General features: G+C 73.7%; 25 protein-coding genes and 1 pseudogene. 13 read left to right on the top strand and 13 right to left on the bottom strand.

Annotated elements, in window-relative coordinates:
• Positions 1-95 precede the first annotated feature (95 nt).
• Positions 96-965 (bottom strand): PhzF family phenazine biosynthesis protein, encoded by an 870-nt coding sequence (locus RM555_RS04915; protein ID WP_311410643.1) that lies wholly within the window; start codon positions 963-965, stop codon positions 96-98.
• 33 nt (positions 966-998) lie between these two features.
• On the opposite strand from RM555_RS04915, the gene RM555_RS04910 reads away from it, so the two are divergent.
• From RM555_RS04910 to RM555_RS04900, 3 genes are all read left to right on the top strand, one after another.
• Complete coding sequence (locus RM555_RS04910; protein WP_311410642.1) at positions 999-2285, top strand: magnesium transporter MgtE N-terminal domain-containing protein; 1287 nt, start codon at positions 999-1001, stop codon at positions 2283-2285.
• Entirely contained in the window at positions 2278-2892 is a 615-nt protein-coding gene (locus tag RM555_RS04905; protein ID WP_311410641.1) for a DUF1003 domain-containing protein, read from the top strand. The genes RM555_RS04910 and RM555_RS04905 overlap by 8 nt, the downstream gene beginning before the upstream one ends.
• A gap of 162 nt (positions 2893-3054) precedes the next feature.
• A complete protein-coding gene (locus tag RM555_RS04900) occupies positions 3055-4203 on the top strand; it encodes an Mrp/NBP35 family ATP-binding protein (protein WP_311410640.1) in 1149 nt (382 codons plus the stop codon).
• Positions 4204-4338: 135 nt separating this feature from the next.
• Here RM555_RS04900 and RM555_RS04895 read toward each other — a convergent pair whose 3' ends face one another.
• Complete coding sequence (locus tag RM555_RS04895) at positions 4339-4761, bottom strand: Sec-independent protein translocase family protein (RefSeq protein ID WP_151454721.1); 423 nt, start codon at positions 4759-4761, stop codon at positions 4339-4341.
• A gap of 74 nt (positions 4762-4835) precedes the next feature.
• Positions 4836-6179, bottom strand: coding sequence for a S1C family serine protease (locus tag RM555_RS04890; RefSeq protein ID WP_311410639.1), 1344 nt, complete (start codon positions 6177-6179; stop codon positions 4836-4838).
• Positions 6180-6458: 279 nt separating this feature from the next.
• On the opposite strand from RM555_RS04890, the gene RM555_RS04885 reads away from it, so the two are divergent.
• Positions 6459-7046, top strand: coding sequence for an O-methyltransferase (locus RM555_RS04885; protein ID WP_311410699.1), 588 nt, complete (start codon positions 6459-6461; stop codon positions 7044-7046).
• Between the two features lie 45 nt (positions 7047-7091).
• Here the strand turns inward: RM555_RS04885 and RM555_RS04880 are convergent, their stop codons facing one another.
• Together RM555_RS04880 and RM555_RS04875 are read right to left on the bottom strand one after the other, a co-directional pair.
• Entirely contained in the window at positions 7092-8558 is a 1467-nt protein-coding gene (locus RM555_RS04880) for a leucyl aminopeptidase family protein (RefSeq protein ID WP_311410638.1), read from the bottom strand.
• A gap of 129 nt (positions 8559-8687) precedes the next feature.
• Complete coding sequence (locus RM555_RS04875) at positions 8688-8855, bottom strand: DUF3117 domain-containing protein (RefSeq protein WP_007455245.1); 168 nt, start codon at positions 8853-8855, stop codon at positions 8688-8690.
• Positions 8856-9043: 188 nt separating this feature from the next.
• Between RM555_RS04875 and RM555_RS04870 the strand changes: the two genes are divergently transcribed.
• A complete protein-coding gene (locus RM555_RS04870; RefSeq protein ID WP_311410637.1) occupies positions 9044-9862 on the top strand; it encodes a PaaX family transcriptional regulator in 819 nt (272 codons plus the stop codon).
• Positions 9863-9864: 2 nt separating this feature from the next.
• Entirely contained in the window at positions 9865-10656 is a 792-nt protein-coding gene (locus RM555_RS04865; RefSeq protein WP_311410636.1) for an enoyl-CoA hydratase-related protein, read from the top strand.
• Positions 10657-10752: 96 nt separating this feature from the next.
• Here RM555_RS04865 and RM555_RS04860 read toward each other — a convergent pair whose 3' ends face one another.
• From RM555_RS04860 to RM555_RS04845, 4 genes and pseudogenes are all read right to left on the bottom strand, one after another.
• On the bottom strand, positions 10753-11376 hold the full coding sequence (locus RM555_RS04860; protein ID WP_311410635.1) for a hypothetical protein: 624 nt from the start codon (positions 11374-11376) through the stop codon (positions 10753-10755).
• Positions 11377-11389: 13 nt separating this feature from the next.
• Entirely contained in the window at positions 11390-11971 is a 582-nt protein-coding gene (locus RM555_RS04855) for a DNA-3-methyladenine glycosylase I (protein ID WP_311410634.1), read from the bottom strand.
• Positions 11972-12161: 190 nt separating this feature from the next.
• Positions 12162-12659: an SRPBCC family protein gene (locus tag RM555_RS04850; protein ID WP_132231660.1), complete on the bottom strand. Its 498-nt coding sequence runs from the start codon at positions 12657-12659 to the stop codon at positions 12162-12164.
• 464 nt (positions 12660-13123) lie between these two features.
• Positions 13124-13486: pseudogene (locus RM555_RS04845) on the bottom strand (DivIVA domain-containing protein); the annotation flags it as partial.
• 201 nt (positions 13487-13687) lie between these two features.
• Between RM555_RS04845 and folP the strand changes: the two are divergent.
• Entirely contained in the window at positions 13688-14557 is an 870-nt protein-coding gene (gene folP, locus RM555_RS04840; RefSeq protein WP_311410633.1) for a dihydropteroate synthase, read from the top strand.
• Between the two features lie 82 nt (positions 14558-14639).
• Here folP and ndhC read toward each other — a convergent pair whose 3' ends face one another.
• Positions 14640-15017, bottom strand: a complete 378-nt coding sequence (ndhC, locus tag RM555_RS04835) for an NADH-quinone oxidoreductase subunit A (RefSeq protein WP_311410632.1) — start codon at positions 15015-15017, stop codon at positions 14640-14642.
• A 131-nt stretch (positions 15018-15148) separates the two neighbouring features.
• Between ndhC and RM555_RS04830 the strand changes: the two genes are divergently transcribed.
• The 3 genes from RM555_RS04830 (at position 15149) to RM555_RS04820 (ending at position 19746) form a co-directional block, all read left to right on the top strand.
• Positions 15149-16558: a hypothetical protein gene (locus tag RM555_RS04830; RefSeq protein WP_311410631.1), complete on the top strand. Its 1410-nt coding sequence runs from the start codon at positions 15149-15151 to the stop codon at positions 16556-16558.
• A 313-nt stretch (positions 16559-16871) separates the two neighbouring features.
• Positions 16872-18719, top strand: coding sequence for a 2-oxoacid:acceptor oxidoreductase subunit alpha (locus RM555_RS04825; RefSeq protein WP_311410630.1), 1848 nt, complete (start codon positions 16872-16874; stop codon positions 18717-18719).
• Positions 18712-19746, top strand: coding sequence for a 2-oxoacid:ferredoxin oxidoreductase subunit beta (locus tag RM555_RS04820; RefSeq protein WP_089002176.1), 1035 nt, complete (start codon positions 18712-18714; stop codon positions 19744-19746). Before RM555_RS04825 ends, RM555_RS04820 begins: the two co-directional genes overlap by 8 nt.
• 131 nt (positions 19747-19877) lie before the next feature.
• Here RM555_RS04820 and RM555_RS04815 read toward each other — a convergent pair whose 3' ends face one another.
• Together RM555_RS04815 and RM555_RS04810 are read right to left on the bottom strand one after the other, a co-directional pair.
• The gene (locus RM555_RS04815) at positions 19878-21698 is read right to left on the bottom strand and encodes a trypsin-like serine protease (protein WP_311410629.1); all 1821 of its coding nucleotides are present in this window, start codon (positions 21696-21698) and stop codon (positions 19878-19880) included.
• A gap of 291 nt (positions 21699-21989) precedes the next feature.
• Positions 21990-23003: a potassium channel family protein gene (locus RM555_RS04810; protein WP_311410628.1), complete on the bottom strand. Its 1014-nt coding sequence runs from the start codon at positions 23001-23003 to the stop codon at positions 21990-21992.
• A gap of 195 nt (positions 23004-23198) precedes the next feature.
• On the opposite strand from RM555_RS04810, the gene RM555_RS04805 reads away from it, so the two are divergent.
• The 3 genes from RM555_RS04805 (at position 23199) to RM555_RS04795 (ending at position 25413) form a co-directional block, all read left to right on the top strand.
• On the top strand, positions 23199-23696 hold the full coding sequence (locus RM555_RS04805) for a helix-turn-helix domain-containing protein (RefSeq protein WP_311410627.1): 498 nt from the start codon (positions 23199-23201) through the stop codon (positions 23694-23696).
• A gap of 139 nt (positions 23697-23835) precedes the next feature.
• Positions 23836-24435 (top strand): ClpP family protease, encoded by a 600-nt coding sequence (locus RM555_RS04800; protein ID WP_132231676.1) that lies wholly within the window; start codon positions 23836-23838, stop codon positions 24433-24435.
• A 312-nt stretch (positions 24436-24747) separates the two neighbouring features.
• Positions 24748-25413, top strand: coding sequence for a class I SAM-dependent DNA methyltransferase (locus RM555_RS04795; protein WP_311410626.1), 666 nt, complete (start codon positions 24748-24750; stop codon positions 25411-25413).
• A 9-nt stretch (positions 25414-25422) separates the two neighbouring features.
• Here the strand turns inward: RM555_RS04795 and RM555_RS04790 are convergent, their stop codons facing one another.
• A complete protein-coding gene (locus RM555_RS04790) occupies positions 25423-26400 on the bottom strand; it encodes a zinc-binding dehydrogenase (RefSeq protein ID WP_311410625.1) in 978 nt (325 codons plus the stop codon).
• Between the last annotated feature and the right edge of the window lie 47 nt (positions 26401-26447).

Raw genomic sequence — 26447 nt, 5'->3', positions numbered from 1 at the left:
CCGGGGTCCGGCCGCGCGTCGCCGTGGACGCGGTCGGGGCGCACGGCACGGGCACGACGCCGGACGATCCGATCCGGCGGCACGGATCGCGCAGGTCAGCCGACGAACGGCGGGACCATGATCTCGCCCCGGGCCACCGGTACGACGTGCCCGGCCACGGTGGCGCCCGCCGCCTGACCGTCCTCGGCGGTCACCGTGCAGGCCAGCACGGACGGGCGGTTGATCTCGATGCCCTGGTGGACGGTGTACTCCGCGCGCCCGTCGGCGGGCAGCAGGCCGCTGGCGACCAGCCACACCCCCAGGCCCAGGGCCGCCGAACCGGTGGCCGGGTCCTCCGGCACACCCAACCCGGGGACGAAGACCCGGGCGTGCGCGGTTTGAGCGGCGGCGTCCCAGGAGAAGACGCTGACGTGCTCCACTCCGTACCGCTGCGCCGCCGCCGCGTTGACCCGCGCGCGGGCCACCGCGTCCGGGCGGACCGGGAGGTAGGGGAACTCCAGCCCGCAGCCGGCCACCCGGGGCGCCGGGCCGACGTGGTCGTCCGCGTTCAGGCCGGCCATCTCCAGCAGCGGTTCCGGGTCCAGCTCGGGGCCGAGGGTGGGTACGCCGCCGGTGAGCGTGGCCCCGGTCGCGGTCACCTCGATCGGCAGCACGCCCGCCCTACATTCCTGGGTGACCTGCCCCACACCGAACATGCCGCGGCGGCTGGCGGTCACCGCCGCGCCGACGCTGGGGTGGCCGGCGAACGGCAACTCCTCGGCCGGCGTGAAGATGCGGGCCCGGTAGGTGGCGCCGACCTGGGTGGGCGGGAGCACGAACACCGTCTCGGAGAGGTTGAACTCCAGCGCGAGCGCCTGCATCTGCTCGGTGGCCAGCCCTTCGGCGCCGAACACCACCGCCAGCGGGTTGCCGGCGAACGGGCGGTCGGTGAAGACGTCCACGATCTCGTAGGCCAAGGTCGACATGTTGATAAACACTAGGCGCTTAGGCTGGTGCCCGTGAGCACGCCGACCCGGGTCTACCTCGCCCGGCTCGCCGGGGTGGCCGTCTTCGATCCCAACGGCGACCAGGTGGGCCGGGTCCGCGACGCGGTGGGCAGGCTGCGGCCGACGCAACGCCCGCCCGAGGTCGTCGGTCTGGTCGCCGAGATGCCGATGCGGCGGCGCATCTTCCTCTCGCTGAACCGGATCACCTCCATCGACGCCGACGCGGTCGTGCTCGGCAGCGGCACGCTCAACCTGCGCCGCTTCGAGAAGCGTCCGAACGAGCTGCTCGTGCTCCAGGAGCTGCTCGACCGCCGCGTGCAGGTCGAGCCCGGCGGGCAGTCGGGCTCCGTGGTCGACGTGGCGATGGAGTGCAGCCGGGGCGGCGAGTGGTCGCTGGCCCGGGTCGCCGTACGCGAGCAGACCGGCCGGTTGACCCGCCGGGGGCACCTGCACCAGGTCGAGTGGGAACGGGTACGCGGACTCAGCGGCATCGCCGACAGCCGGGGCACGGCCAACCTGCTCTCGGTGCTGGAGGACATGCGCCCCGCCGACCTCGCCAACGCCCTCCAGGATCTCCCTGACACCCGGCGCAACGAGGTCGCCGCCGCGCTGGACGACGAGCGGCTGGCGGACGTGCTGAGCGAGCTGCCGGAGCGCGACCAGGTGGAGATCCTGGCCGCGCTGGACCGCGAGCGGGCCGCCGACGTGCTGGAGGAGATGGACCCGGACGACGCCGCCGACCTGCTCAGTGAGCTGCCGCCGCCCGAGCAGGACGTCCTGCTCGACCTGATGCAGCCGGGCGAGGCCGATCCGGTGCGTCAGCTGCTCAAGTACACGCCGGGAACGGCGGGCAGCGTGATGACCTCCGAGCCGGTCATCCTGCCGCCGGACGCCACCGTCGCCGAGGCCCTGGCCCGGATCCGGGAGCCGCAGCTCTCCCCCGCGATCGCCGCGCAGGTCTTCGTGTCCCGGGCGCCGATGACCACGCCGACCGGCCGTTACCTCGGCATGGTGCACTTCCAGCGGCTGCTCCGCGAGCCGCCGGCCGACCTGCTCGGCGGCATCGTGGTCAACGACATCGACCCGCTGCGGCCGACCACCCCGCTGCCGGAGATCACCCGCCGGATGGCCACGTACGACCTGGTCGCCATGCCCGTCATCGACCGCAACAACCGGCTGGTCGGCGCGGTCACGGTCGACGACGTGCTGGACCACCTCCTGCCCCGGGACTGGCGGGACCGGGACGTCGCCGAGCGCCCGTCCACCGCCGAGCCGACGCTGGACGGCGCGGATGGCTGAGCAGCGACGGGCGCAGCGGCTCGACCAGCCGCGCGAGCCCCGGGGCGTCAAGCTGCCCCGGTTCGACCCGGAGGCCTTCGGCCGGTGGTCCGAGGGGATCGCCCGGGGGATGGGCACCGCGAACTTCATCGTTTACATGACGATCGTGATCGCGCTGTGGTTCGGCTGGAACACCCTGGCCCCGGCGCACCTGCGCTTCGACCCGTACACCTTCACGTTCCTGACCCTGGTGCTGTCCCTCCAGGCCAGCTACGCGGCCCCGCTGATCCTGCTGGCGCAGAACCGGCAGGCCGACCGGGACCGGGTCTCCCTGGAGGAGGACCGCCGCCGGGCGACCATGCAGAAGGCCGACACGGAGTACCTGGCGCGGGAGATCGCCGCGCTGCGCAACGCGATGGGCGAGGTCGCGACCCGGGACTTCCTCCGTTCGGAGCTGGCCCGGCTGGCCGAGGAGCTGGACGAGGCGGGCCGGCGCCGGCAGCGGCTGGAGCGCCGGCAGCAGGACAGGATCCCCCAGCACGGCGACGGGCTGGAGGAGCCCCGCGACGACCTGGACGGCGACCAGGCCCACGACGGCCGCCCGGAGGGCCGGGAGGCCGGGGCCTGAGCGGCCTGCACGCCGCCCGCCCCGGGGGCCCAGCCCAGCGGGACCGACTCGGTCGTCCCGCTTCGTCCGGTATGCCGCCCAGCGCAGCCGTCGCCATCGATTCGCTCACACCGCCCCCCGCTGACGGCGGTGGGGCAGGGCCGCCGACGTAGCATTGCGGGCATGTCAGCACCCGTCAGCACCGTCTCCGACGCGATCCAGGCCGCGCTGGCCACCGTCAACGACCCGGAGATCCGCCGGCCCATCACCGAGCTGGGCATGGTCCGCTCCGCCGAGGTCGGCGACGACGGCGTCGTACGGGTCGAGCTGCTGCTCACCGTCGCCGGCTGCCCGCTGAAGGACAAGCTGCGCTCGGACATCACGGCCGCCGTCGGGGCGGTGCCCGGGGTGACCGGCGTGGCGATCGAGTTCGGCGTGATGAGCCCCGAGCAGCGCCAGGAGCTCCAGGCGAAGCTGCGCGGCGGCGGCGCCTCCCAGGAGCCGGTCATCCCGTTCGCCCAGCCGGGCTCCCGCACCCGCGTGTACGCGGTCGCCAGCGGCAAGGGCGGCGTCGGCAAGTCCAGCGTGACGGTCAACCTGGCCGCCGCGCTGGCCGCCCGCGGGCTCTCCGTCGGCGTGGTCGACGCCGACATCTACGGCCACTCGGTGCCCCGGATGCTCGGCGCGGACGGGCGCCCCACCCGCGTCGAAGACATGATCATGCCGCCGCAGTCGCACGGCGTGAAGGTCATCTCGATCGGCATGTTCACCGACGGCAACGCCGCCGTGGTGTGGCGCGGCCCGATGCTGCACCGGGCGTTGCAGCAGTTCCTCGCCGACGTCTACTGGGGCGAGCTGGACGTGCTCCTGCTCGACCTGCCCCCGGGCACCGGCGACGTGGCCATCTCCCTGGCCCAGCTGCTGCCCAACTCCGAGATCCTGATCGTCACGACCCCGCAGGCCGCCGCCGCCGAGGTGGCGGAACGGGCCGGCGCGATCGCGTTGCAGACCCACCAGCGCGTGGTCGGCGTCATCGAGAACATGTCCTGGCTGGAGCTGCCCGACGGCTCCCGGATGGAGGTCTTCGGCGCGGGCGGCGGCCAGGCGGTCGCCGAGTCGCTGACGAAGACCATCGGGGCGCAGGTGCCGCTGCTCGGGCAGGTCCCGCTCGACACCCGCGTGCGCGAGGCCGGTGACGTGGGCACCCCGATCGTGCTGGCCGAGCCGGAGTCGCCGGCCGCGAAGGCGCTGGGTCAGGTCGCCGACCGGCTCGCCCTGCGCCGGGAGTCGCTGCTCGGCAAGCCGCTGGGCCTCAAGCCCGCCGGCCGCTGACCGTACGCCGGCCACGGCCGGCGCTGTCGCCACCCGCACGGGGGCGGCGTTCCCCCGGGAGCGCCGCCCCCGTCGTCCGTGGTGACACCGAGGCGGGCCGGGGCCAGGGCGGCGCGACCTCGCCGCTGACCGGGATCAGGTCGCGTCGTCGTAGCTGGCCCGGGGGGCGGGGGCCGGGGCGGCGCCGGTGGCGGTCGCCGGGCGACTGCCGTTCGCACGCACGTCGGCGGCGGAGGCCACGTCCTTCAGCTCGTTGTGCACGCCGGTGACGTCCGCCCGCAGGTTGTCGTAGACGCCCTGGAGGGGCTTCCGGATCGCCTGCTCGTCCTCCTCGCTGAGCAGGTGCTTGCGGATGAACGCCTTCGGGTGCAGGTCCTCCAGCTGGATGTCGGTGCCCAGCTCGCGACTGAGGTCGGTGGTGGCGTTGCTGGCCATCGCGCGCAGGTTGCGCACCATGCGCAGGCCGTCGCTGATCACCGCGGGCAGCCGGTCACCGAAGATCAGCAGCGCCAGGAGCAGCAGCGCACCGATCTCCCACCAGTTCAGGTTCTCGAACACTGCGCGGGCCTCCTTCGGCGTCAGCAGCAAGACTACGCACGAGGGGCACCGGCCGGGGAGGGGGTGACCGGTCCCTACTTGGCGTCAGCGGCCAGGGTCACGGAGGCGTTCTGCCGGTTGGTGCCCCGGCGGTACTCCACGGTCACCACCGCGCCGGGCGCGAACTTCCGGACCAGGGCGATCAGGTCGGTCGGTTCGGTCATCGGCCGGCCGTCGAGCTTCAGGATCACGTCACCGGCCCGCAGCCCCGCGCCGGCCGCCGGGCCGGACGGCTCCACGGCCGCCAGGCGTACGCCGGCTCCTCCGGTGCCCGCGCCGGACCCGCCGACCTGGGCGCCGATCACCGTACGCCGGGCCTTGCCGGTGCCGATGATGTCCTGCGTGATCCGCTTGGCCTGGTTGATCGGGATGGCGAAGGCGAGGCCGATGTTGCCCGCCTCCTGCCCCTCGGAGACCAGCGACTTGATCGTCGAGTTGACCCCGATCACCCGGCCCGCGCCGTCGACCAGCGGGCCGCCCGAGTTGCCGTGGTTGACCGCCGCGTCGGTCTGGATCGCCGCGTAGTAGCGCGTCGGGCCGCCGGGCTCGCCGGCCCGCATCGTCCGGTCCAGGGCGCTGACGATGCCGGCCGTGACCGTGTTGGCCAGCGAGAGCGGCGAACCCATGGCCAGCACCGGGTCGCCCACGGCCAGCGCGTCGGAGTCGCCGAACTCGACCGGCCGCAGGCCCGTCCGGGAGACCTTGATCACCGCGATGTCGGACTCCGGGTCCTGTCCGACGACGGTCGCCGGGGCCGAACTGCCGTCGTTGAAGACCACCGACGCCTTGCCGGTCGCCCCCGCGACCACGTGGTCGTTGGTGATGACGTGCCCGTCGGCGCTGGCGATGAAGCCGGAGCCCTCGCTCGTGCCGCCGAGGCCCGCCACCCGGACCGTCACCACGCTGGGCAGCACCCGCTCGGCGACCCCGGCCAGCGACTCGGGCCTGCGCTGGGCCAGGCCGGGCGCCTGCGGGTCCGCGCCGAGCACCGTGCCGGCCCCGGCGCCCCCACGCACCGCGAAGGCGTACCCGAGCGCGCCGCCCAGGCTGCCCGCGAGCAGCGCGGTGATCAACGGGATGAGGAGGAGCTGCCGCAGCGTCGGGCGGCCCGGGGCGTCCGGGTCGCTGACCGGCTCCGGCTCGGTGCCGGGGCTCGGCGCGGCCGGCAGCACCACCGCGGCCGGCGCGGTCGGATCGCGCCACGGGTCGGCCAGCGCGTCGGACCACCAGGGCGAAGTCGTGCCGCCCCCGGCGCCCTGAGGCGTCGGCGGCGACCCCACCGGCGGATGTCCGGGCACCGGCGGTCGCGCCGGCGCCGGAGTTCCCCCGGGCTGGCGCCAGTCCCAGCCGTCGGTCACGTCGGTGCCCTCCCAGTCCATCCCCGGATCCCGCGCTCCACGGACCCGGCGACAGCGTCGCCCGGTCGCGCTGGCCGGAACACCGCTTCCAGGATTACACGGATACCGCGGATGGAGTCACCGGTTGCCGACCGTGATCGTCGGGTGGCGGACGCGCGGCTGCGCCCGTTCGACGTCGCCTCTAGGCTCACAGTGCCCACCCGCCCCCGCACCACGCATGCCGCCCGGAGGTGTCCCATCGCCACGGTCGCCGGTTCCGGCAATTCGACGGCCCAGACCCTGCACTTCGCCGAGTCGTACGTGACCGAGGATCTCGTCCTGCGCACCGCCCGCAGCCTGGCCCACGAGGTCGGCCTGGAGGCGGTAACCCCCGGCGCCGGAGCGGCGCTGCGCCTGCTGGCCGCCGCCGGCAGCGCCCGGGCGGTGGTGGAGATCGGCACCGGCACGGGAGTCAGCGGGGTCTGGCTGCTGCGCGGGATGCGCGCCGACGGCGTACTCACCACCATCGACGTCGAGGTCGAGCACCAGCGGATCGCCCGGCGGATCTTCGCCGAGGCGGGCTTCGCCGCCGGTCGCACCCGGATCATCACCGGCCGGGCGCTGGACGTGCTCCCCCGGCTCGCCGACGGCGCGTACGACCTGGTCTTCGTGGACGCGGAGGCGACCGGGTTCGCCGCCTGCGTGGACGCCGCGCTGCGGCTGCTGCGGCCGGGCGGCGTGGTCGCGCTCAACGGCACGCTGGCCGGCGGCCGGATCGGCGACCCCGCCGCCCGGGACGTCGAGACGGTGACCGTCCGCGAGGCGATCAAGGCGATCCGGGAGTCCGAGCACTGGATCCCGGCGCTGCTGCCGGTCGGCCACGGGCTGCTCGCCGCCGTCAAGTGCTGACCCGCCGCTGACCGGGGCCCGCCGGGGGCGGGCGCCGCCGGGCGGTCAACCCAGCGAGCCCAGCCAGCGCAGCAGCGAGCGTACGCCCCAGCCGGTCGCGCCCCGGGTCAGCTCGGCGTCGTCGCCGTCGGCCCACGACGGCGCGGACATGTCCACGTGCAGCCACCGGTCGCGCAGCCCGCCGGTGAACTCCCGCAGGTAGAGCGCGGCCATCACGGACCCGGCGCCCCGGTCCGGCGAGCTGTGCAGGTCGGCAAGGTCGCTGCCGAGGTGCTCGGCGTAGTCGGCGGGCAGCGGCATCCGCCAGGCGGCCTCGCCGGCGGCGGCGACAGCGGCCAGCACGTCCGCGGCGAGCCCGTCGTTGTCGCTGTAGAGGGCGCCGGTGCGCTTACCCAGCGCGACCGCGTTCGCCCCGGTGAGCGTGGCGAGGTCGACCAGCAGGTCGGGCTGGAGTTCGGCGACGGCGTACGCGAGCGCGTCGGCCAGGACCAGTCGCCCCTCGGCGTCGGAGTTGGTGGTCTCGCTGGTCGTGCCGCCGTAGTGGCGGATGATGTCGCCGGGGCGGAACGCCGAGCCGCTGAGCATGTTCTCCGCCAACGGCGCGAGCGTGGTGACCCGGACCGGCAGGCGCAGGGCCGCCGCGCCGAGGGTCGCCGCGACCACCGCCGCCGCCCCCGCCATGTCCTTGCGCATCAGCTTCATCGACGCCACCGGCTTGATCGAGATGCCGCCGGTGTCGAACGTGATCCCCTTGCCGACCAGCACCACGTGGGTACGCGCGTCGGCCGGCCGCCAGTCCAGCTCGACCAGACGCGGGCCGCTGGCCGAGCCGCCCCCGACGGCGAGGATCCCGCCGAAGCCCTCGGCCGCCAACTCCTCCGGGTCGCGGACCCGCAGGTGCAGGTCCGGCACGTCGGCGGCGAGGGCGGCGACCTGGTCGGCGAACCACTGCGGGTTCTTGACCGACGAGGGGGTGTTGGTGAGGTCCCGGGCGAACCGGGTCATCCGGGCCGTCGTCCGGGCCACCTCCAGGGTCGTGCCGTGCGCGTCCGGGTCGGCCACCACGACGTCGACCTCCGCCAGGGCGGGGGCGGTGCCGGCGTCGGTCAGCCGGAACCGGTACGAGGCCAGCAGCAGCCCCTCGACCAGTCCGCGTACGGCCGCCGACGTGGCGTCGGCCGGCATGGCCAACGTGACGTGGATCTCATCCTTCGCGGCCCGGGCCAGAGCCGCGCCGGCCGCCCGCCAGCCCGCCTCGTCGCCCTCGCCGACGCCGAGCAGCAGCAACCGGCCGGGGTCCCGCCCGGGTCGCAGCTGCGCCTGGACCTCACCGGGGCGCCCGGTCAGTCGGGCCGCCGGCACCAGGGCGACGGCCTCCTCGGCCACGCCGTCGGGCAGCGTCGCCGAGGTCGGGGCCGGTCGGGCCGGTTCGTCGCCGGCCGCACCTGGCCGGACGGGCAGAACGAGGGTGTCGAGCCGGTCCGGCTCGGCGAGCAGACGGATGGCGAGCACGCGGAGCCGTACCTCCAGGGAAGCTCGCGGAGCGCGGCTCCGCGGGGAATGAAGACCCTGAGCCACCGGCGGGGCCGGTGGCTCAGGGGTTGACGAAAGGCCCACGCGGGCGCGCGGACCGTTCCTCGGTCAGCCGGCGGCTGCCTTCAGTGCGTCGCCGAGCGCGTTGGCCTCGTCGGGAGTCATCTCGACGACGAGCCGGCCACCACCCTCCAGCGGGACGCGCATGACGATGCCCCGGCCCTCCTTGGTGACTTCCAGCGGACCGTCGCCCGTCCGCGGCTTCATCGCCGCCATGTTGTCTCCCCTCAGACCTACACCAGGGTCGGTGGGTTGCCCCACAGCCACTTCGTCTTGACCACCGCAACCTACGCGGGGGTGTCGACCACGATTTTCCCTGATGAACACCGCCGGACCCAAACCGAAGCAGCATTGATGTAACAGCATCTAGCTTATCCTGAGAAGGCCTGTCACAATGTGCGGTCATGCAGGCACGGTCGGCACTCTTCGACCTGTACGGCGACCACCTCCGGGCGAGGGGCGGCCGGGCACCCGTCGCCGCCCTGGTCAGGCTGCTGGCGCCGCTCGGGATCGCCCCGCCCGCCGTGCGCACGGCGGTCTCCCGGATGGTCCGTCAGGGGTGGCTCGACCCGTGTCGGCTGACCTCCGGGCCGGGATATTCGATCACCCCGAAAGCCGCCCGCCGACTGGACGAGGCGGCGGCGCGGATCTACCGGACCGGCCGGATCACCTGGGACGGGCGGTTCGACCTACTGGTGCTGGAGGCCCCCCTGTCCCGGCGGGACCGGCAGCGGCTCGCCGCCAACCTGACCTTCCTCGGCTACGGCGCCCTGGACGAGTGCACCTGGGTGGCGACCCGGCCCGGCGAGGACGTGGACGTGCTGCTCGACGAGGCGGGCGTGCGCTACGAGCGGTTCACCGCCGCGCACACCGCCGGCACCCCCGGCGCGATGGGCGTGGTGCGCCGGGCCTGGGACCTGGCGCAGATCGGCCAGGCGTACGAGCAGTTCGTCGCCGAGCAGCGACCGCTGCTGGCCGGGGTCACCGTGCGCAGCCTCGACGAGGAGGCGTACGCCGCCCGGTTCCGGCTCGTGCACGCGTGGCGTACCTTCCTGTTCCGGGACCCGCAGTTGCCCCCGGCGCTGCTCCCCGAGCGTTGGCCCGGCACCGCCGCGGCCAGTTTCTTCGACCGGCACGCGGCGCGGCTGCGGCCGGCCGCCGACCGGTACGTCGAGCAGTGCCTCGACTCCGGCAACCGCATCGCCCGACAGAAGGGTCGTTAGAAGTGACCGAGCCGCTGCTCGTCGACCGCACCGACGCCGTCGTCACCCTGACGCTGAACCGCCCCACGGCGATGAACGCGCTCGACGTCGCGCTCAAGGAGGCGCTGCGGGACACGCTGGCCGAGCTGGAGACCGACCGGTCCTGCCGCGCGGTGGTGCTCGCGGGCGCGGGTCGGTCGTTCAGCGCCGGCCAGGACCTGCGTGAGCACGTGCAGACCCTGGAGTCCACCGACGGCAACCCGCTGGACACCGTCCGCGCGCACTACAACCCGATCGCCGCCCGGCTGGCCAACCTGCCCAAGCCGGTGGTCGCCGCCGTGCGGGGGATGGCCGCCGGGGCGGGCGCCTCGCTGGCGTTCCTCGCCGACATCCGCATCGGCGGGCCGTCGACCAGCTTCCTGATGGCGTTCGCCAAGGTCGGGCTCGCCGCCGACACCGGCGCCTCCTGGACGCTGCCCCGGCTGGTCGGGCACGCCAAGGCCATCGAGCTGCTGATGCTGGCCGAGCCGGTGGGAGCGACGGACGCCTGCCAGATCGGGCTGCTCAACCGCCTGGTGGAGGACGACGAGCAGGTGCTGCCGACCGCGCAGGAGCTGGCCGCCCGGCTGGCCGCGGGCCCGACCGTCGCGTACGGGGCGATCAAGCGGCAGCTCTCCATCGCCGACGCGGGCACGCTGGCCGACGCCCTGTCCGCCGAGGCGCAGGCGCAGTCGATCTGCGGGGGCACCGCCGACCACCGCGCCGGCACCCTGGCCTTCGTCAACAAGCAGAAGCCGGTCTTCGAGGGCCGCTGACGCCTCCCCCGGGCCGGCCCGGCCCCGCATTCCACAGGCGGTGGGCCGGGCGGCCTCCGGCGGAGTGAAGCGGGCCTCCGGCGACGGTGGGCCGGGTCAGTCGTCCTCCTCCGGATCCTGGTTGGCCTCCGCGCCGAGCACGAACGCCTGCATGGCCAGCTCGTCGCCGGAGGGTGAGACGAAGGCCGGCAGCTCGCGGGGGCCCAGCTCCTGCACGTAGGCCCAGAACAGGCGGACCGCCTCGGCGGGCGACGCGGCCTCGATCGGCAGGTCCAGGCTGACCAGCCAGGAGCGCCGCTGCGGCGGCGGGCCGAGCCGGTCAGCCAGGGCCCCGAAGGCCGCCGGGTCCAGCGCGGTCACCGGCCCGTCGAGCGCCAGCGCGTCGGCCGGCGCCGGCTCGTCGAAGGCCCGCCGGGTGTACGCCACCACCAGCGGCGCCTCGACCCGCTCGGACTGCGGGTCGTCCGGGTCCTCCCGCTCCTCGCCGCCGGCCCCGGTGACCCGGCCCAGCGCCACCAACCGGGGCGGCGCGTCGACCAGCACGGCCACCCGGTCGCCGGGGCGGGGTCGGGCGGCGTCGGCCAGGCCGGTCAACTCGAGCGTGTCGTGGTGGACGAGCCGCTCGGCCTCGTAGCGCCCGGTGGGCAGCAGCACCGCCCAGGCGCCCGTGCCGTCGGCGGGGCGCGCCCCGTCCACCCGGTGCGCGGTGTCGGTCGTCATGGCCTCCATCCCATCACGCCGCCCGCGCCGCCACGACGTGGCAGCCCGCAAGGTGGTCGTCGACCATCCCGGTGGCCTGCATCAGCGCGTAGGCCGTGGTCGGGCCGACGAAGCGGAAGCCCCGCTTCTTGAGCGCCTTGGCCATCGCGGTGGACTCGGCGGTCAACGCCGGCACCTCCGCGAACGACGTGGGTCGGGCCGGCCGGGGCGGCGGGGCGAACGACCAGAGCAGCGCGGAGAGCCCCTCCGGAAGCTCCAACGCCGCCCGGGCGTTGGCGATCGCCGCCTCGATCTTGGCCCGGTTGCGGACGATGCCGGCGTCGGCGAGCAGCCGGGCGACGTCGGCGTCGCCGTAGTCGGCCACGGTCCCGATCCGGAACTCGTCGAAGGCCAGCCGGAACGCGGGACGTTTGCGGAGGATGGTCAGCCAGGACAGCCCCGACTGGAACGCCTCCAGCGTCAGCCGCTCGTAGAGCGCGTCGTCGCCGCGCAGGGGCCGGCCCCACTCGGTGTCGTGGTAGGCGGCGTAGTCGGGGGTGCTGTGCCCCCAGCCGCATCGCGGCAGCCCGTCGGCGCCGATCACCAGGTCAGTCACGCGTCCACGCTAGGGCACGGCCCCGACGGGCCCGCGCCCTGCGGCCCCGCGCCGCGCCCCGGCAGCCGGGCCCGGTCCGCCCGGGTTCGCCGACATCGGGGCGTCCCGATCACGCCGACACCCCGATGTCGGCGACATCGAGTCGATCAAGCCAAGTCGCCCGACGGGGCATGATCCACGGCCGCCCCGGTCAGGGGAGCCGGCCCTGCTCCACCAGCCGACCGAACTTCTTCAGCGCCTGGCTGAGGCTGAACTTGGACCCGGGCCAGAGCACCGGCCAGGCCACCCGGCCCGCCGGCCCGCCGGGCAGGTGGAACCACTCGTGCCAGACCACCTGGGTGCGGTTCCGCTCGAGCGGCGTGCAGCGGAGCACGCCGGGGCCGCGCAGCAGCTTCCCGCAGTGCACCACGCCCACCTCGTAGGGCGCGTCCACCCGGACCACCCGCATCTCGTCACGCAGCACGGCGGGGCCGAGCGCCGTGACCGCCTCGACCAGGCTGCCCTCGCCGCCGTCGCCCTCGACCACCCGGACGGTGGTGAAGGGGATCCAGTCCGACTGCCGCTCCCAGGCGGTCAGCGCCGCGAAGACCCGCTCCGCCGGCGCGTCGACGATCACCGTGGCGGTGACCTCGCCCGCGCCGGGCTGCGCCACGTCGCGCAGGTCGTCGCCGGGTTCCGGACCGGTCACTTCGACTCCGACCCCGACCCGACCACCGGACCGGGGCTGGTCGCGTCACCCGCCGGCCGCGTCGTGCCGTCGCCCGCGTCGGGCCGGTTCACGGCGGCGTCCGTCCGGTCAGCGGCCGCGTCCCCCGCGCCGGGCCGGTCCCAGGCGGTATCGCCCGCGTCGGTCCAGTCCACGGCGGCGTCGCCCGCCTCCGTCCGGTCCACGGCGGTGTCGGTGTCGGTGTCGGTGTCGGTGTCGCCGGTCCGGTCCGCGGCGCGGTCGGCGCCGGGCCGGGCGAAGGCGGCGTCGCCGGGGTGCCCGGTGGCTGCGGAGCCGGCCGGCGTGGCGTCCTTCGCCGCCGACGCGACGGTCGGGCCCGCGAACGCGGGGATCGGCGCCACGACCACGTCGGTGTCCCCCGGCGCGTCCGGGCGGTCGGCGCCGACCGGCACCGTCCCCCGGGCCTCCGGCGACGACACGGCGGCGGCCCCGGCCGCCTGCTCCCGCGCCCGGCGCAGGGCGTCGGCATCCGCCGTCCGCCCCTCGCGCAGCGCGGCGACCTCCGCCTCCAGCACGCCGATCAGCTCGGACTTGTAGCCGATGTCGTAGGCCGCCCGGCGCAACGCGTGGTCGACCTGGGCCATGCGGTAGCCCCGCAGCGCCGTGTCGAACCGGACCTCACCCACGTCGGCCTCGGCGAGCGGGCGGGACGCCGGCAGCGGCACGGACCGTCCGTCCGGCTCGGCCGGCACCAGGCCGGGATCCCGGCCGGAGACCAGCACCGTCACCCCGAACACGACCGCCGCGACGGTCAACGCCACGACCAGCAGGAGCAGAACCTGACCCATGCACAGATCGTGGCATGTCGAACCGCCGGGAGCGACCCCGCCACCCGCCGCGCCCCGGATCCGTGCCGAAGAGCCCCCGCCCGACGCACCGGTACGGGAGGCGGCGACGGCGGACCGGCGGGGCCCGAACCGGGCGGACCGGCTAGCGTCGTCATCGGCCGACGGCGGGGACGGGTCGGCGGCGGACCTTCAGGAGGCGGCATGGCCGGGGCGCTTCGGCTCGGTGGGCGCACGTTCGGCCCGGACGAGCTGGTGGTGATGGCGATCGTCAACCGCACGCCGGACTCGTTCTTCGACCAGGGCGCGACCTTCGCTCAGGACAGCGCGCTGCGCGCCGTGGAGCGGGCGGTCGGGGAGGGCGCCGAGATCATCGACATCGGCGGGGTCAAGGCCGGTCCCGGCGCCGAGGTCGACGTGGCCGAGGAGATCCGTCGCACGGTGGCGACCATCGCCGCCGTCCGGGCCGCCTTCCCCGACGTGGTGATCTCGATCGACACCTGGCGGGCCGAGGTGGCGGTGGAGGCGGTTGCGGCGGGCGCCGACCTGCTCAATGACACCTGGTCCGGCGCCGACCCGGCCCTGGCCCAGGTGGCGGCGCAGACGGGCGCCGGCCTGGTCTGCTCGCACGCCGGCGGCCTGGCACCCCGGACCCGCCCGCACCGCGCGGCCTTCGCCGACGTGGTCGCCGACGTGCTCACGACGGTGACCGGGCTCGCCGAACGCGCGGTCGCGCTGGGCGTACGCGCCGACGGGATCCTGATCGACCCGGCGCACGACTTCGGCAAGAACACCCGGCACTCCCTGGAGATCACCCGCCGACTCGGCGAGCTCTCCGGCACCGGCTGGCCGCTGCTGGTGGCCCTGTCGAACAAGGACTTCATCGGCGAGACGCTGGACCTGCCGGTGGCCGAACGGCTGGAGGGGACGCTCGCGGCCACGGCGGTCTCGGCCTGGCTGGGCGCCCGGGTGTTCCGCGCGCACCAGGTCCGCCCCACCCGGCGGGTGCTCGACATGGTCGCCTCGATCCGGGGCGACCGGCCGCCGACGCTGACCCGGCGCGGCCTCGCCTGACCGTCGCCCTGCGGGGACGGCGGGGCGACCGTCGGGCCGCCCGCGGCGGGGCAGGGTGGTGAGAGGCTGACCGCGGCTGAGGTCAGGACCAGCGCAGGATGTTCTTGCGCCAGGCGTAGAGGATGCCGAGCGCCAGCACCGCGACGAAGACCGCCATCTCCACGACCGTGACCATGCCGAACCCCGGCCGGTCGAAGACGACCGCCCAGGGGAAGAGGAACACCGACTCCACGGCGAACAGCACGTAGAGGTACGCGTACACGTAGTAACGGATCTGCATCTGCGCCCAGTCGGCGCCGACGGGGTCGAGGCCGCACTCGTAGCTGGTGCGTTTGCCGAAGGGTTCCGCCGGACGGGCAGGACGTAACACCCGATTGGCCGAGAACGCCGTAACGAAGAAGAGGACGCTGGCGAGCAGCAGCAGCCCGAGCGTCGCGTACGAGCCCAGGTAACCGGTCACGGTCGCTGAGCCTACCGCTCCTCGTCGCGACCCGGGTCGAACCCGTTACGGATTCGTTTCCCGGCGGGACTAGTGCCCTCTGGCAACAATTGTCGAATATTGGGATCTCACTCATCGTCACCGGAGGACAGATGGCTCGCGTGGACGTACGGCCCGGCCGGCGGGCGCGTGACCGACGCGCCGTGCCCCTGGTGGCGATCGGCCTCGCGGTCGGACTGACCGTCGCCGCGGTGCCCGGCTGGGCGACCGCCGCCCCGCCGGCCGCCCGGGCCGCCTCCACCGCGACCGAGCCGGCCGGCGAGCCGGGCGGGGACACGCCCACGGCGGATCCGACGGACACGGGACCGGTGCCCACCGAGGCGCCCTCGACCACCGCGCCGCCGCCGGAGACCACGCCACCGGCCCCGACGACCGAGCCGGCCCCGACGACGACGGCCCCGGAGCAGCCGGCGCCGACCACCGCCGCGCCGACCACCGCCGCACCGCCCCCGGCGCCGTCGGTGCCGCCGGTCCGGCCCTCCGCGCCCGCCGCCACCCCGCCGGCGCCCCTGGCCGGGGTCAGCGTCACGACCGACGACATCACCCTGACCGCCGCGTACTGGAACGCGCCGAGCACGGTGACCACGCTCCGGGTGACCATCACGAACACGGGCGCCACGCCCGCCCGGATCGGGCTGGCCTACACGCTGCCGGCCGGGCTGTCCGACGCCGGCACCGCGGGCTGCGCCCTGGTCGGCGGCGGGGAGCACCGCTGCGGGGAGTGGGCCAGCGCGCCCGGCGCCCGGTTCAGCACCCTGCTCCGGGTACGCGTCGACGGCGACGCCTGGAAGCGGATGCCGCTCAGCGGCTCCGTCCGGGTCACCGCGACCGCCCCCGGCGTGCCCGGCCCGGTGGGCGACGACGAGGGGTTCGCGGTGCTCTTCCCGCCCGGCCCGCCGGTGCCGGGGATCAGGCTGGACGCCGACGCGGTCTCCTTCGACATCAGCGGCGGGTCGAGCGGGCTCGACGTACGCCTGGGCAACACCGGGAAGGTCGACGCCGAGGGCCGGATCGAGGTGGTCCTGCCGGCCGGGGTGACCGTGCCGACGCCCCCGTCCGGCTGCACCACGGTCGACCCCTCCCGTACGCGCTGCGAGCTGGGCACCCTCGCCGCCGGCCGGACCGCGCAGCTGCGGCTGCCGGTCTCCGCGACCCCCGAGGCGCAGCGGCAGGCCCCGCTGGCCGGCGCGGTGCTCGGCCAGCTCGACCCGCGCAGCGGCCGGGCCCGGCAGGTGCAGATGAGCTTCCGGATCACCGCCGCCGCCGCGCTGGCGACCCCGGTGGCCTCGCCGCCCGCGCCGACCGGGTCGCAGGGCAGGCTCGCCGCCGACGCCGCGGCCGTCAGCAGCGACGGCGGAGGTGGCTCGGTACGGCGGACGGCGATCCTGCTGATCGTGGTCTCCACGCTGCTGGTGGTGTTCGCCCTCACGCTGGCGACCACCTCCCTGCGGCGGCGGACGGCCGCCCCGGCGGGTGGACCGGCAACGGCACCGACCGAGTGACCCGGGCGGCCCTGGTCCGGCCGGGTCTGCGTCCCGCCCACCCCGCGACCGGTGATCTGGATTACGGCGGGCGGACGGAAACACCTCAAATCGGGGTGGAATCTCGCTGGATCGCATCCCACAGGGCGGCCTCCGAGAAGGTTGGGGCCGCGATTCGACGTAGGCTCTCGGGTGAGGTAACTACAGCGGACCGGGCCCGCCTCGGCGGGTCTGGTGCAGCGGTGCGTCAAGGAGGTCACGTGGCCGGGCAAGGCGAGGTCACCATCACGTTCAGCCGCCCGCGCGACCGCGCCCAGCGAAGCGAGGTGCAGGCGTGACCAAGCAGATCCGTCAACTGGACCGGGTGGTGATCCGGTTCGCCGGTGACTCCGGCGACGGCATGCAGCTCACCGGCGACCGGTTCACCTCGGAGACCGCGCAGCTGGGCAACGACATCTCCACGTTGCCGAACTTCCCGGCGGAGATCCGGGCTCCCGCCGGCACCCTGCCGGGCGTGTCGAGCTTCCAGGTGCACTTCGCCGACTACGACATCCTCACCCCCGGCGACTCGCCGAACGTGCTGGTGGCGATGAACCCGGCGGCGCTCAAGGCCAACCTCGCCGACCTGCCGCGGGGCGCGGACATCATCGTCAACACCGACGAGTTCACCAAGCGCAACCTGGCCAAGGTCGGCTACCAGTCGAACCCGCTCGAGGACGACTCCCTCGCCGGCTACGTGGTGCACCCGGTGGCGCTGACCTCGATGACGGTGGGCGCGCTCGCCGATCAGGCGGTCTCCAAGAAGGACGCCGAGCGGGCCAAGAACATGTTCGCCCTCGGCCTGCTCTCCTGGATGTACAACCGGCCGTACGAGTCGACGCTGCGCTTCCTGGAGCGCAAGTTCGCCGCCCGTCCCGAGCTGGTCGCGGCGAACGTCGCGGCGTTCCGGGCCGGCTGGAACTTCGGCGAGACCACCGAGGACTTCGCGGTCCGCTACGAGGTCAAGCCGGCGAAGATGCGGCCGGGCACCTACCGCAACATCACCGGCAACGCGGCCCTGTCGCTCGGCCTGGTCGCCGCCGGCGTCCGCTCCGGGCTGCCGGTCTTCCTGGGCGCCTACCCGATCACCCCGGCCTCGGACATCCTGCACGAGCTCAGCAAGCACAAGCGCTTCGGCGTGCTCACCATGCAGGCCGAGGACGAGATCGCCGCGGTCGGCGCGGCGTTGGGCGCGTCGTACGGCGGCTCGCTCGGCGTCACCACCACCAGCGGCCCGGGCGTCGCGCTCAAGAGCGAGACGATCTCCCTCGCGGTGGCGCTGGAGCTGCCGCTGGTCATCGTCGACGTGCAGCGGGCCGGTCCCTCCACGGGCATGCCCACCAAGACCGAGCAGGCCGACCTCAACATGGCGCTCTACGGCCGCCACGGCGAGGCCCCGATCGCGGTGATCGCGCCGAAGTCGCCGTCGGACTGCTTCCACGCGGCCATCGAGGCGGCCCGGATCGCGCTGACCTACCGCACGCCGGTCATCCTGCTGTCCGACAACTACGTCGCCAACGGCTCCGAGCCGTGGCTGCTGCCCGACGTCGAGTCGCTGCCCGACCTGCGGGTCGAGTTCGCCACGAAGCCCAACGGCGACGACGGCACCACGTTCCTGCCGTACCTGCGCGACCCGGAGACCCTGGCCCGGCCGTGGGCCGTCCCGGGCACCGCCGGGTTGGAGCACCGCATCGGCGGCCTGGAGAAGGCCGACAAGACCGGCGACATCTCGTACGACCCGGCGAACCACGACTTCATGGTGCGCACCCGGGCGGCCCGGATCGAGACGATCCCGGTGCCGGACGTCGAGGTCGAGGACCCGGACGGCGACGCCCGGGTGCTGGTGCTCGGCTGGGGCTCCACGTACGGGCCGATCGGCGCGGCGTGCCGGGGCCTGCGCCAACGCGGCCACGCCATCGCGCAGGCGCACCTGCGGCACCTGGCCCCGATGCCGGCCAACCTCGGCACGGTGCTGCGCTCCTACGACCGCGTGGTCATCCCCGAGATGAACCTCGGCCAGCTCGCCCACGTGATCCGGGCTAAGTACCTGGTCGACGCGATCGGCTACAACCAGGTCCGCGGCCTGCCGTTCACGGCCAACGAGCTGGAGACGATGCTGGAAGAGGTCCTGAAGAATGTCTGAGCCCGTCGCCCTCAAGCTCACCGCCAAGGACTTCAAGTCCGACCAGGAGGTGCGCTGGTGCCCCGGCTGCGGCGACTACGCGATCCTCGCCGCGATCCAGCAGTTCATGCCGGAGCTGAACATCCCGCGCGAGCGGATCGTCTTCGTCTCGGGCATCGGCTGCTCGTCGCGCTTCCCGTACTACATGAACACCTACGGGATGCACTCGATCCACGGCCGCGCCCCGGCGATCGCCACCGGCCTGTCGGCCAGCCGGCCCGACCTGTCGGTCTGGGTGGTCACCGGTGACGGCGATGCGCTCTCCATCGGCGGCAACCACCTGATCCACGCGCTGCGCCGCAACGTCAACCTGAAGATCCTGCTGTTCAACAACCGGATCTACGGCCTGACGAAGGGGCAGTACTCGCCGACCTCCGAGGTCGGGAAGGTCACGAAGTCGACCCCGGCGGGCTCGGCCGACGCGCCGTTCAACCCGCTGTCGCTCGCCCTCGGGGCCGAGGCCACCTTCGTGGGCCGCACCATCGACTCGGACCGCAAGCACCTCCAGTCGGTGCTGCGGGCGGCGGCGGAGCACCAGGGCTCGGCGTTCGTGGAGATCTACCAGAACTGCAACATCTTCAACGACGGCGCGTTCGACCAGCTCAAGGAGCCGGCCACCCGCGACGATTTCCTGATCCGGCTGGAGCACGGGCAGCCGATCACGTTCGGCAAGGACGGGCAGTTCTGCGTCGTGCACCCGCCCGGCGGGTTCGGCCTGGAGGTCCGGGAGACCGCGTCGGTCAGCCCGGGTGAGATCGTCGTACACGACGCGACGGTCACCGACCCGGCGTACGCCTTCGCGCTGTCCCGCCTGCCCGGCCTGGACCTGCGGAACACCCCGATCGGTGTGTTCCGCTCGGTGGACCGGCCGTCGTACGACAGCGTGGTGCAGGAGCAACTCGCCGAGGCGAAGGCGAAGGTCACCGAGACCCCGGAGCAGCAGCTCGCGGGCCTCCTCGCCAGCGGGGACACCTGGACCATCCTCTGACCGGCGCGGCCGGCCGCCATCCCGCCAAGGGTCGCGACCGGCCGCCACGGTGCCGGTACGACGAGAAAGGGGCCCGCAACCGGTCGGTTGCGGGCCCCTTTTTCGTTACTTCCCGGATGGGACTCCCCTGATCAGAAGATCAGGTTGTAGTCGCCCCAGCCGCTGGCGATCACCTTGCCGCTGGCATCGATCCAGTCGCCCTTGCCGTTGGTGGTGTAGAGCCGCATCTGGTTGCTGCTGTTGATGCCCAGCATGTCCATCATGTTGTCGCCGTTCCAGTCGCCCAGCGTCATGATGTTCTTGAAGTTGGCCCAGCCGCTGCCGATCTGGGTGCCGGCCGGGTTGGTCCAACCACCGGCGCCGTCGGACTGGTACATCTTGAGGACGCCGGTCGACGTACGGCCGATGATCACCTCAAGTCCGTCGCCCTTCCAGGCGCCCGGCGTGAGGAACAGGTTGAACCCGTTCCAGCCGGTGCCGATCCGGGTACCCGCCGGGTTCTCCCAGCCGCCCGCCCCGTTGCTGGTGTAGCGGATGAGATCGCCGTTGGACTTGCGGACCAGCAGGCTCGGCCGGTTGTTGCCCATCCAGTTGTTGGTCACCATGAGGGCGGTGAAGTTCGCCCAGCCGGTGCCGATCAGCTTGCCGCCGCCGGCGAAGTTGCCCGCGCCGTCGCTGTTGTAGATGTACAACTCGCCGCTGGTCTTCATCGCCATGATGGACGGCTTGTGGTCGCCGTTCCAGTTGTAGACGCGGAAGACCCGCTTGAAGCTGCCCCAACCGGAGTTGATCTGGCGGGGAGCGTAGTAGAAGCCGCCGACCCCGTTGTTGGCGAACCCGGCGCCGTAGAACAGCTGCAGGTTGCCGGCGGTGTCCCGGCCGATCAGGTCGGTGTGCCCGTCGCCGGACCAGTCGGCGTTGATCAGCGGCGGCCGGGTGAAGTCGGCCTTCACCGTGTTGACGTAGTTGTTCAGCCGCACGTAGTAGCCCGGCTCCGAACCACAGACGACGGAACCCCAGGTGGTGACACCGACCTGCTTGCCGCCGACCATGAGCGGGCCGCCGGAGTCGCCGGAGCACGTGTCGGGGACCGGATTCGTCGGGGTACCCCCGCCCTCACCCGCACAGGTCATCCCGGCCGGGTTGTACTGCACCATGTAGCTGCCGCAGACGGAGTCGGACCGGATCGGCACCGTCGCCTTGCGCAGCCGACTGTCGTCGACCTCGTTACCGGCGCCGTCGTAGGCGATGCCGTAACCGGCGATCACCGCGGAGGTGCCGGCCGCGTACGGCGTCGCGTCGCCCTGCGTGCTCAGCGACACCGGCGTGTACTCGGTCGGCAGGTTCTTCTTGAGGGTGAGCACCGAGATGTCGTTCTGCAGCGGAACCGACGGGTCGTTGTAGTTCTCGACGATGTTCCAGCCCTGGTGGGTCCAGGTGGAACCGACCTCGGCGACGTACCCACTGCCGTCGAGGATGTTGCCCTGCTCGTCGAGGAGCTGGTCGTTGCCGGCGATGACCCGGGTGGTGCCCGGGCCGTCGGCGGTGCAGTGCGCGGCCGTCAGCACCTTGTTGGGTGCGACGATCGTGCCGGTGCACCACCACCAGTAGTACGTGCCGTCGATCTGCAGCGTGCTGACGACACCGACGATGTACGGGAACTCCGACGCGCTGGCGAGACCTCCCCCGACGATGCGCGGCTTCGCACTCGTGCCCGACTGGAAGCGAGGCCCCTTGGCGCCCGGCGTGGGCAGTTCGATCTTGCCCTTCTGCAGGTTCGGCAGCTTCCTCGGGCGCTCGGCCTGAGAACCGCTCGCCGCGTCGTACACGCCACCCCCGGCGGGGGCGGCCTGCGCGACGGTCACGGGCGCGACGACTGCCGCGCCCGCCAGGGCGAGGCCCGCCACGACGCCGGCCGACCAGCGTCGTCCGGATCCTGCGGAATTTGCCACTTCAGCCACTTATTGTTTCCCGTCATTCGATTAACGAGGCACTCGGAACGGCGCAGCGGAGATGCCCGACCGGACGGGAAGACGACAGTCAACGCCCGAGGCCAGAGCCTCCGCGCGAAAGATGTTGCCCCCGTCGCCGGAGCCAGCGACAGTGCGTCGACTGCGGTCAATTGTCACACCCGCTGGCAATTCCGAGCCGCCAAACGGTAGCAAGCATTCCGTCGTCGAGATAGATCCGTAAAGGGGATTCTTGACTCAGCCCAAGAGCCTGACCGGGCGCGGCGGGACCGGTCAGGGAGCGGCGGTCGCCTGAGGACGGTCGTCGCGTACGTGTACCAGCATGTCGCCGGTCTCGATGACCGCGCCGGCCTTGTCTGCCAGGGTGACCACCTTGCCCCGCCGGACCAGGGCGATGACCAGCGATTCCAGCTCGCGGGGCGAGCGTCCCACCTCGGAGCGCTCGGCGGAGCGCATCGCCAGCGCCATGCCCTGGCCGGGGGTGAGCAGGTCCTCCACCACGTCGATCAGCGGCGGGGCCGAGGTGGACAGGCCCAGCAGCCGGCCGGCGGTGGCCGAGGAGACGATCACGTGGTGGGCACCACTCTGCTTGAGCAGGGGAGCGTTCTCCGCCTCCCGGGCGGCGGCGATGATCCGCACCTGCCCGGCGGTGAGCTGCCGTACGGTCAACGCCACCAGGACCGAGGCGTCGTCGCTGTCGGTCGCGATGATCACCGCCTTGGCGTTGCGTACGTGCGCCTCGTTGAGCACCGACGAGCGGGTCGCCGAGCCCTCGATCGCCACCAGGCCGGCCGAGGTGGCCTGCCGCAGCGCCGGACCGCTGCGTTCCACCACCACGATCCGGGACTTGTCGAGCCCGTTCTCCAGCAGGGCGGAGACCGCGCTGCGGCCCTTCGTGCCGTAGCCGCAGATGATGACGTGGTCCTTCACGGCTCTCCTCCACCGCGACAGGCGACGCCCGGTGCGGTACTGCTCGGTCAGCACTTCCAGGGTGGTGCCGACCAGGATGATCAGGAAGATCACCCGGGCCGGCGTGATGTAGACGACGTTGATCAGCCGGGCCGTCTGGCTGACCGGGGTGATGTCCCCGTAGCCGGTGGTCGAGAGGGTGACCACCGCGTAGTAGAAGCAGTCGAGGAGGGTCAGCGCGTCCTCGTTGACGTCGCGGTAGCCGTCCCGGTCGAGGTAGACCACGGCGACGGTGGCGAAGACCAGACCGATGGCGGCGGCCAGCCGGAGACTCAGCGCGCTCAGGGGGCCCCGTCGCTGGGCGGGAAAGTGGATCACGTGAGGGCCTGTCCCGGCCCTGTCGTCGCCTGCACGACCACAACATAGCGGCCTGCGCGGATCTCGCACGGGGAGGTCGTCGACCCGGGTCACCACGGCTCACCCCACGACGCGCGGCACGACGGGACGACCCGCGCGTCCGACAGGGGGCATGATGGGGGTGTCCCGGACGACGAGCCCGAGAGTGAGGCCCGCATGTCGTTGCTGCGACGAGTGATCGGCGGGGTGCTGCGCCGGCTGCGGCTGCGGCAGGGCCGCACGCTGCGCGAGGTGGCCGAGGCCGCCGGAGTGTCGGTGCCCTACCTGTCCGAGGTCGAACGCGGTCGCAAGGAGGCCTCGTCGGAGGTGCTCGCGGCGATCTGCCGGGCGCTCGGCATCCACCTGTCCGACCTGCTGGAGGAGGCGCGCGACGACCTGCGTCGGGTCGAGCCGCGCATCCCGGCCGCGCCCCGGGCCGGCCTGGCCCGGCTGGAGCGGGCGGAGGTCGGCCGACCCGACGCCGTCACCCCGGCCGTACGGGTCGCTCCCCGGGCCGGCGGCCCCCTGCTCCACCTGGCTCCGCGTCCGGGCGGCACGACCCTGCGGGTCGGGCGGCCCGCCTCCGCCGTGGGCGGGCGCTCCGGCCCGCGTACCCGCGTCGCGCTGGGCTGCGGGCGGACGCGGGCGGGCGCGCGGACGTTGACCGTCGTCTAGGCCGGCCGGTTCTGCCGTCGGCTGATCTGCCGCCGGCAGAATGGCTGGCCCCGCGCGCCCCGTTCCGCGCAGGCTGGAGGTGCCGGTCCCCCGGGCGCCCCTCCGGTCGCCCGCCGGCAGTGCCGGAAGGGCGGACGCGATGATCGGTCTCGACGTGCGGATGTTGGACGGTGGGCAGCCGTCCTTCGGCGACCAGGTGTTCGACCGGCTGCTGAAGGAGCGGATCATCTTCCTCGGCACCGAGGTCACCGACGCCTCGGCGAACCAGATCTGCGCCCAGATGCTGCTGCTCGCCGCCGAGGACCCGGAGCGCGACATCGTGCTCTACATCAACTCGCCGGGTGGCTCGGTCAGCGCGGGCATGGCCGTCTACGACACGATGCGGTTCGTCCGCAACGACGTGGCGACGGTGGCGCTCGGCTTCGCCGGCTCGATGGGGCAGTTCCTGCTCTGCGCGGGCACGGCCGGCAAGCGTTACGCGCTGCCCCACTCACGGATCATGATGCACCAGCCGTCCGGCGGGATGGGCGGCACCGCCGCGGACATCACGATCCAGGCGGAGAACATGCTGCACGTGAAGCGGACCATGCAGGAGCTGATCGCCCGGCACAGCGGGCGCAGCCTGGAGGAGATCCAGCGGGACTGGGACCGCGACCGGTGGTTCACCGCCGAGCAGGCCCGCGAGTACGGCCTGATCGACCGGGTGGTCACGAGGGCCGAGCAGCTCCCGGGGAGCTGACGGAGCCGGGCCGCGACGGGAGGCGGCGACACCGGCGCCGGACGCGCCCCCTCGATCCGCGTCCGACCTCCGGTACGCGATGGCCATCGCCGTGCTGGCCGCCGATACGACGGAGCCTATTCCCGCCAATGAGATTCCGCGCGGACTGCCGTCGCAGCGTCTTGTGCGCAAATCTCGTTACACAAATATCCCCACGTACGGCGGTGCCGCGTCGAAGCCCCGGGCCGGTGCGACACGGACGCCGCGCCGGCGTACCTCGGGCGTTCGAGGAGGTGTCCGCCGCCCGGCCCGGGGCCGGTAGCGTGCGTGGGCGTGACCGGACCGGACCACCTGCACGACACCCGGGCATCCTACGACGCCATGGCCGCCGAGTACGCCGAGCAGTTCCAGGACGCGCTGGCCGACATGCCGTGGGACCGGGCGGTCCTCACCGGCTTCGCCGACCTCGTGCGGGCCGCCGGGAACGGGCCCGTCGCCGACGTCGGCTGCGGGCCCGGTCGGCTCACCGGGTACCTGCACGGGCTCGGGCTGGACGTCTTCGGCATCGACCTCTCCCCACGGATGGTCGAGATCGCCCGCCGCGCCCACCCCGACCTGCGCTTCGAGGTGGGCGCGATGCCCCACCTGGAGCTGCCGGACGCCTCGCTCGGGGGCGTCGTGGCCTGGTACTCGACCATCCACGTCCCGGACGAACTGCTCCCGGCCGCCTTCGCCGACCTCCGCCGTGTGTTGGCGCCCGGCGGTCACCTGGTCCTGGCGTTCCAGGTCGGCGACGAGCCGCTGCACCTGACCGAGGGGTTCGGCGGCCACTCGATCTCGCTGAGCTTCCGGCGTCGGCGACCGGACCGGGTCGCCGAGCTGCTGACCGAGGCCGGACTGGACGTGCGCGCCCGGCTGGTGCGCGAGCCGGAGACGTACCCCTTCCAACAGGAGCGCACGCCGCAGGCGTACCTGGTGGCCCGCCGGCCGGTCGGCTGAGGCGCCGGGTCAGCGTGCGACGGTCAGCACCACCTTGCCGAGCGCCCGGCGCCCCTCCAGGTCGGCGTGCGCGGCGGCGGCGTCGGCCAGCGGGTAGGTCGAGACCAGCGGTCGCCACCAGCCCTGCCCGGCCAGCTCCAGCGACCGGGCGGCCAGCGCCGGGATGCCGCCGGGCAGGGCGCGGAGCCGCTGACCCAGCCAGCCCACGGTCAGGCCCCGGCCGATGACGTCGCCGGTGTCGATCCGGGTCGCCTCGCCCGCCGACCAGCCGAACATCATGAACCGGCCGCCCGGCCTCGTCAGCTCCAGGGCGGCCCGGCCCACCGCGCCGCCCACCCCGTCGTACACCAGGCTCAGGCCGCCGACCCGGTCCCGCACCACCTCGGTCCAGTCCGGGCGGCCGTAGTCCACCACGAGGTCCGCGCCCAGCTCGCGCACCTTCGCCGTCCGGTCGGCCCCGCGCGCCGCCGCCACCACGGTGGCGCCGGTCGTCCGCGCGGCCTGCACCAGGAGCCAGCCGAGCCCGCCGGCCGCCGACGGCACGAAGACGACGTCGTCCGCCGTCGGCCGTTCCAGGTCGAAGACCCCGAGGGCGGTACGGCCCGTGCCGATCGCGGCCACCGCCTCGGCGTCGGTCAGCCCCGGCGGTACGGCGTACAGCGAGCCGACGTCGGTGACCGCCTGCTCGGCGTACCCGCCCGGCACCATGCCCAGGTGCGCGACGACCCGCCGCCCGCGCCACGCCCCGTCCACGCCCTCGCCCAGCTCGTCGACGACGCCGGCGACCTCCCGGCCGGGGATGGTGGGCAGGTCGGGCAGCGGGAGCGGGCCACCGGCCTCGCCCCGGCGCAGGGTCGTGTCGAGCAGGTGCACGCCGCTCGCCGACACCGCGATCCGGACCTGGCCTGGGCCGGGTGTCAGGTCGGGCAGGTCGTCGAGCACCAGGTTTCCGGGGGGACCGAACTCGTGAAGCCGAATCGCACGCATGCCCCCATCCGACAACCTCAATCCCGCTTCAGGTCAACCCCCGGAGT

This window comes from Micromonospora reichwaldensis, assembly GCF_031845925.1.
Taxonomy (GTDB): domain Bacteria; phylum Actinomycetota; class Actinomycetes; order Mycobacteriales; family Micromonosporaceae; genus Micromonospora; species Micromonospora reichwaldensis.
Note: the sequence above shows the minus strand (reverse complement) of the source record. Positions and strands in the feature narration are given on the sequence as shown.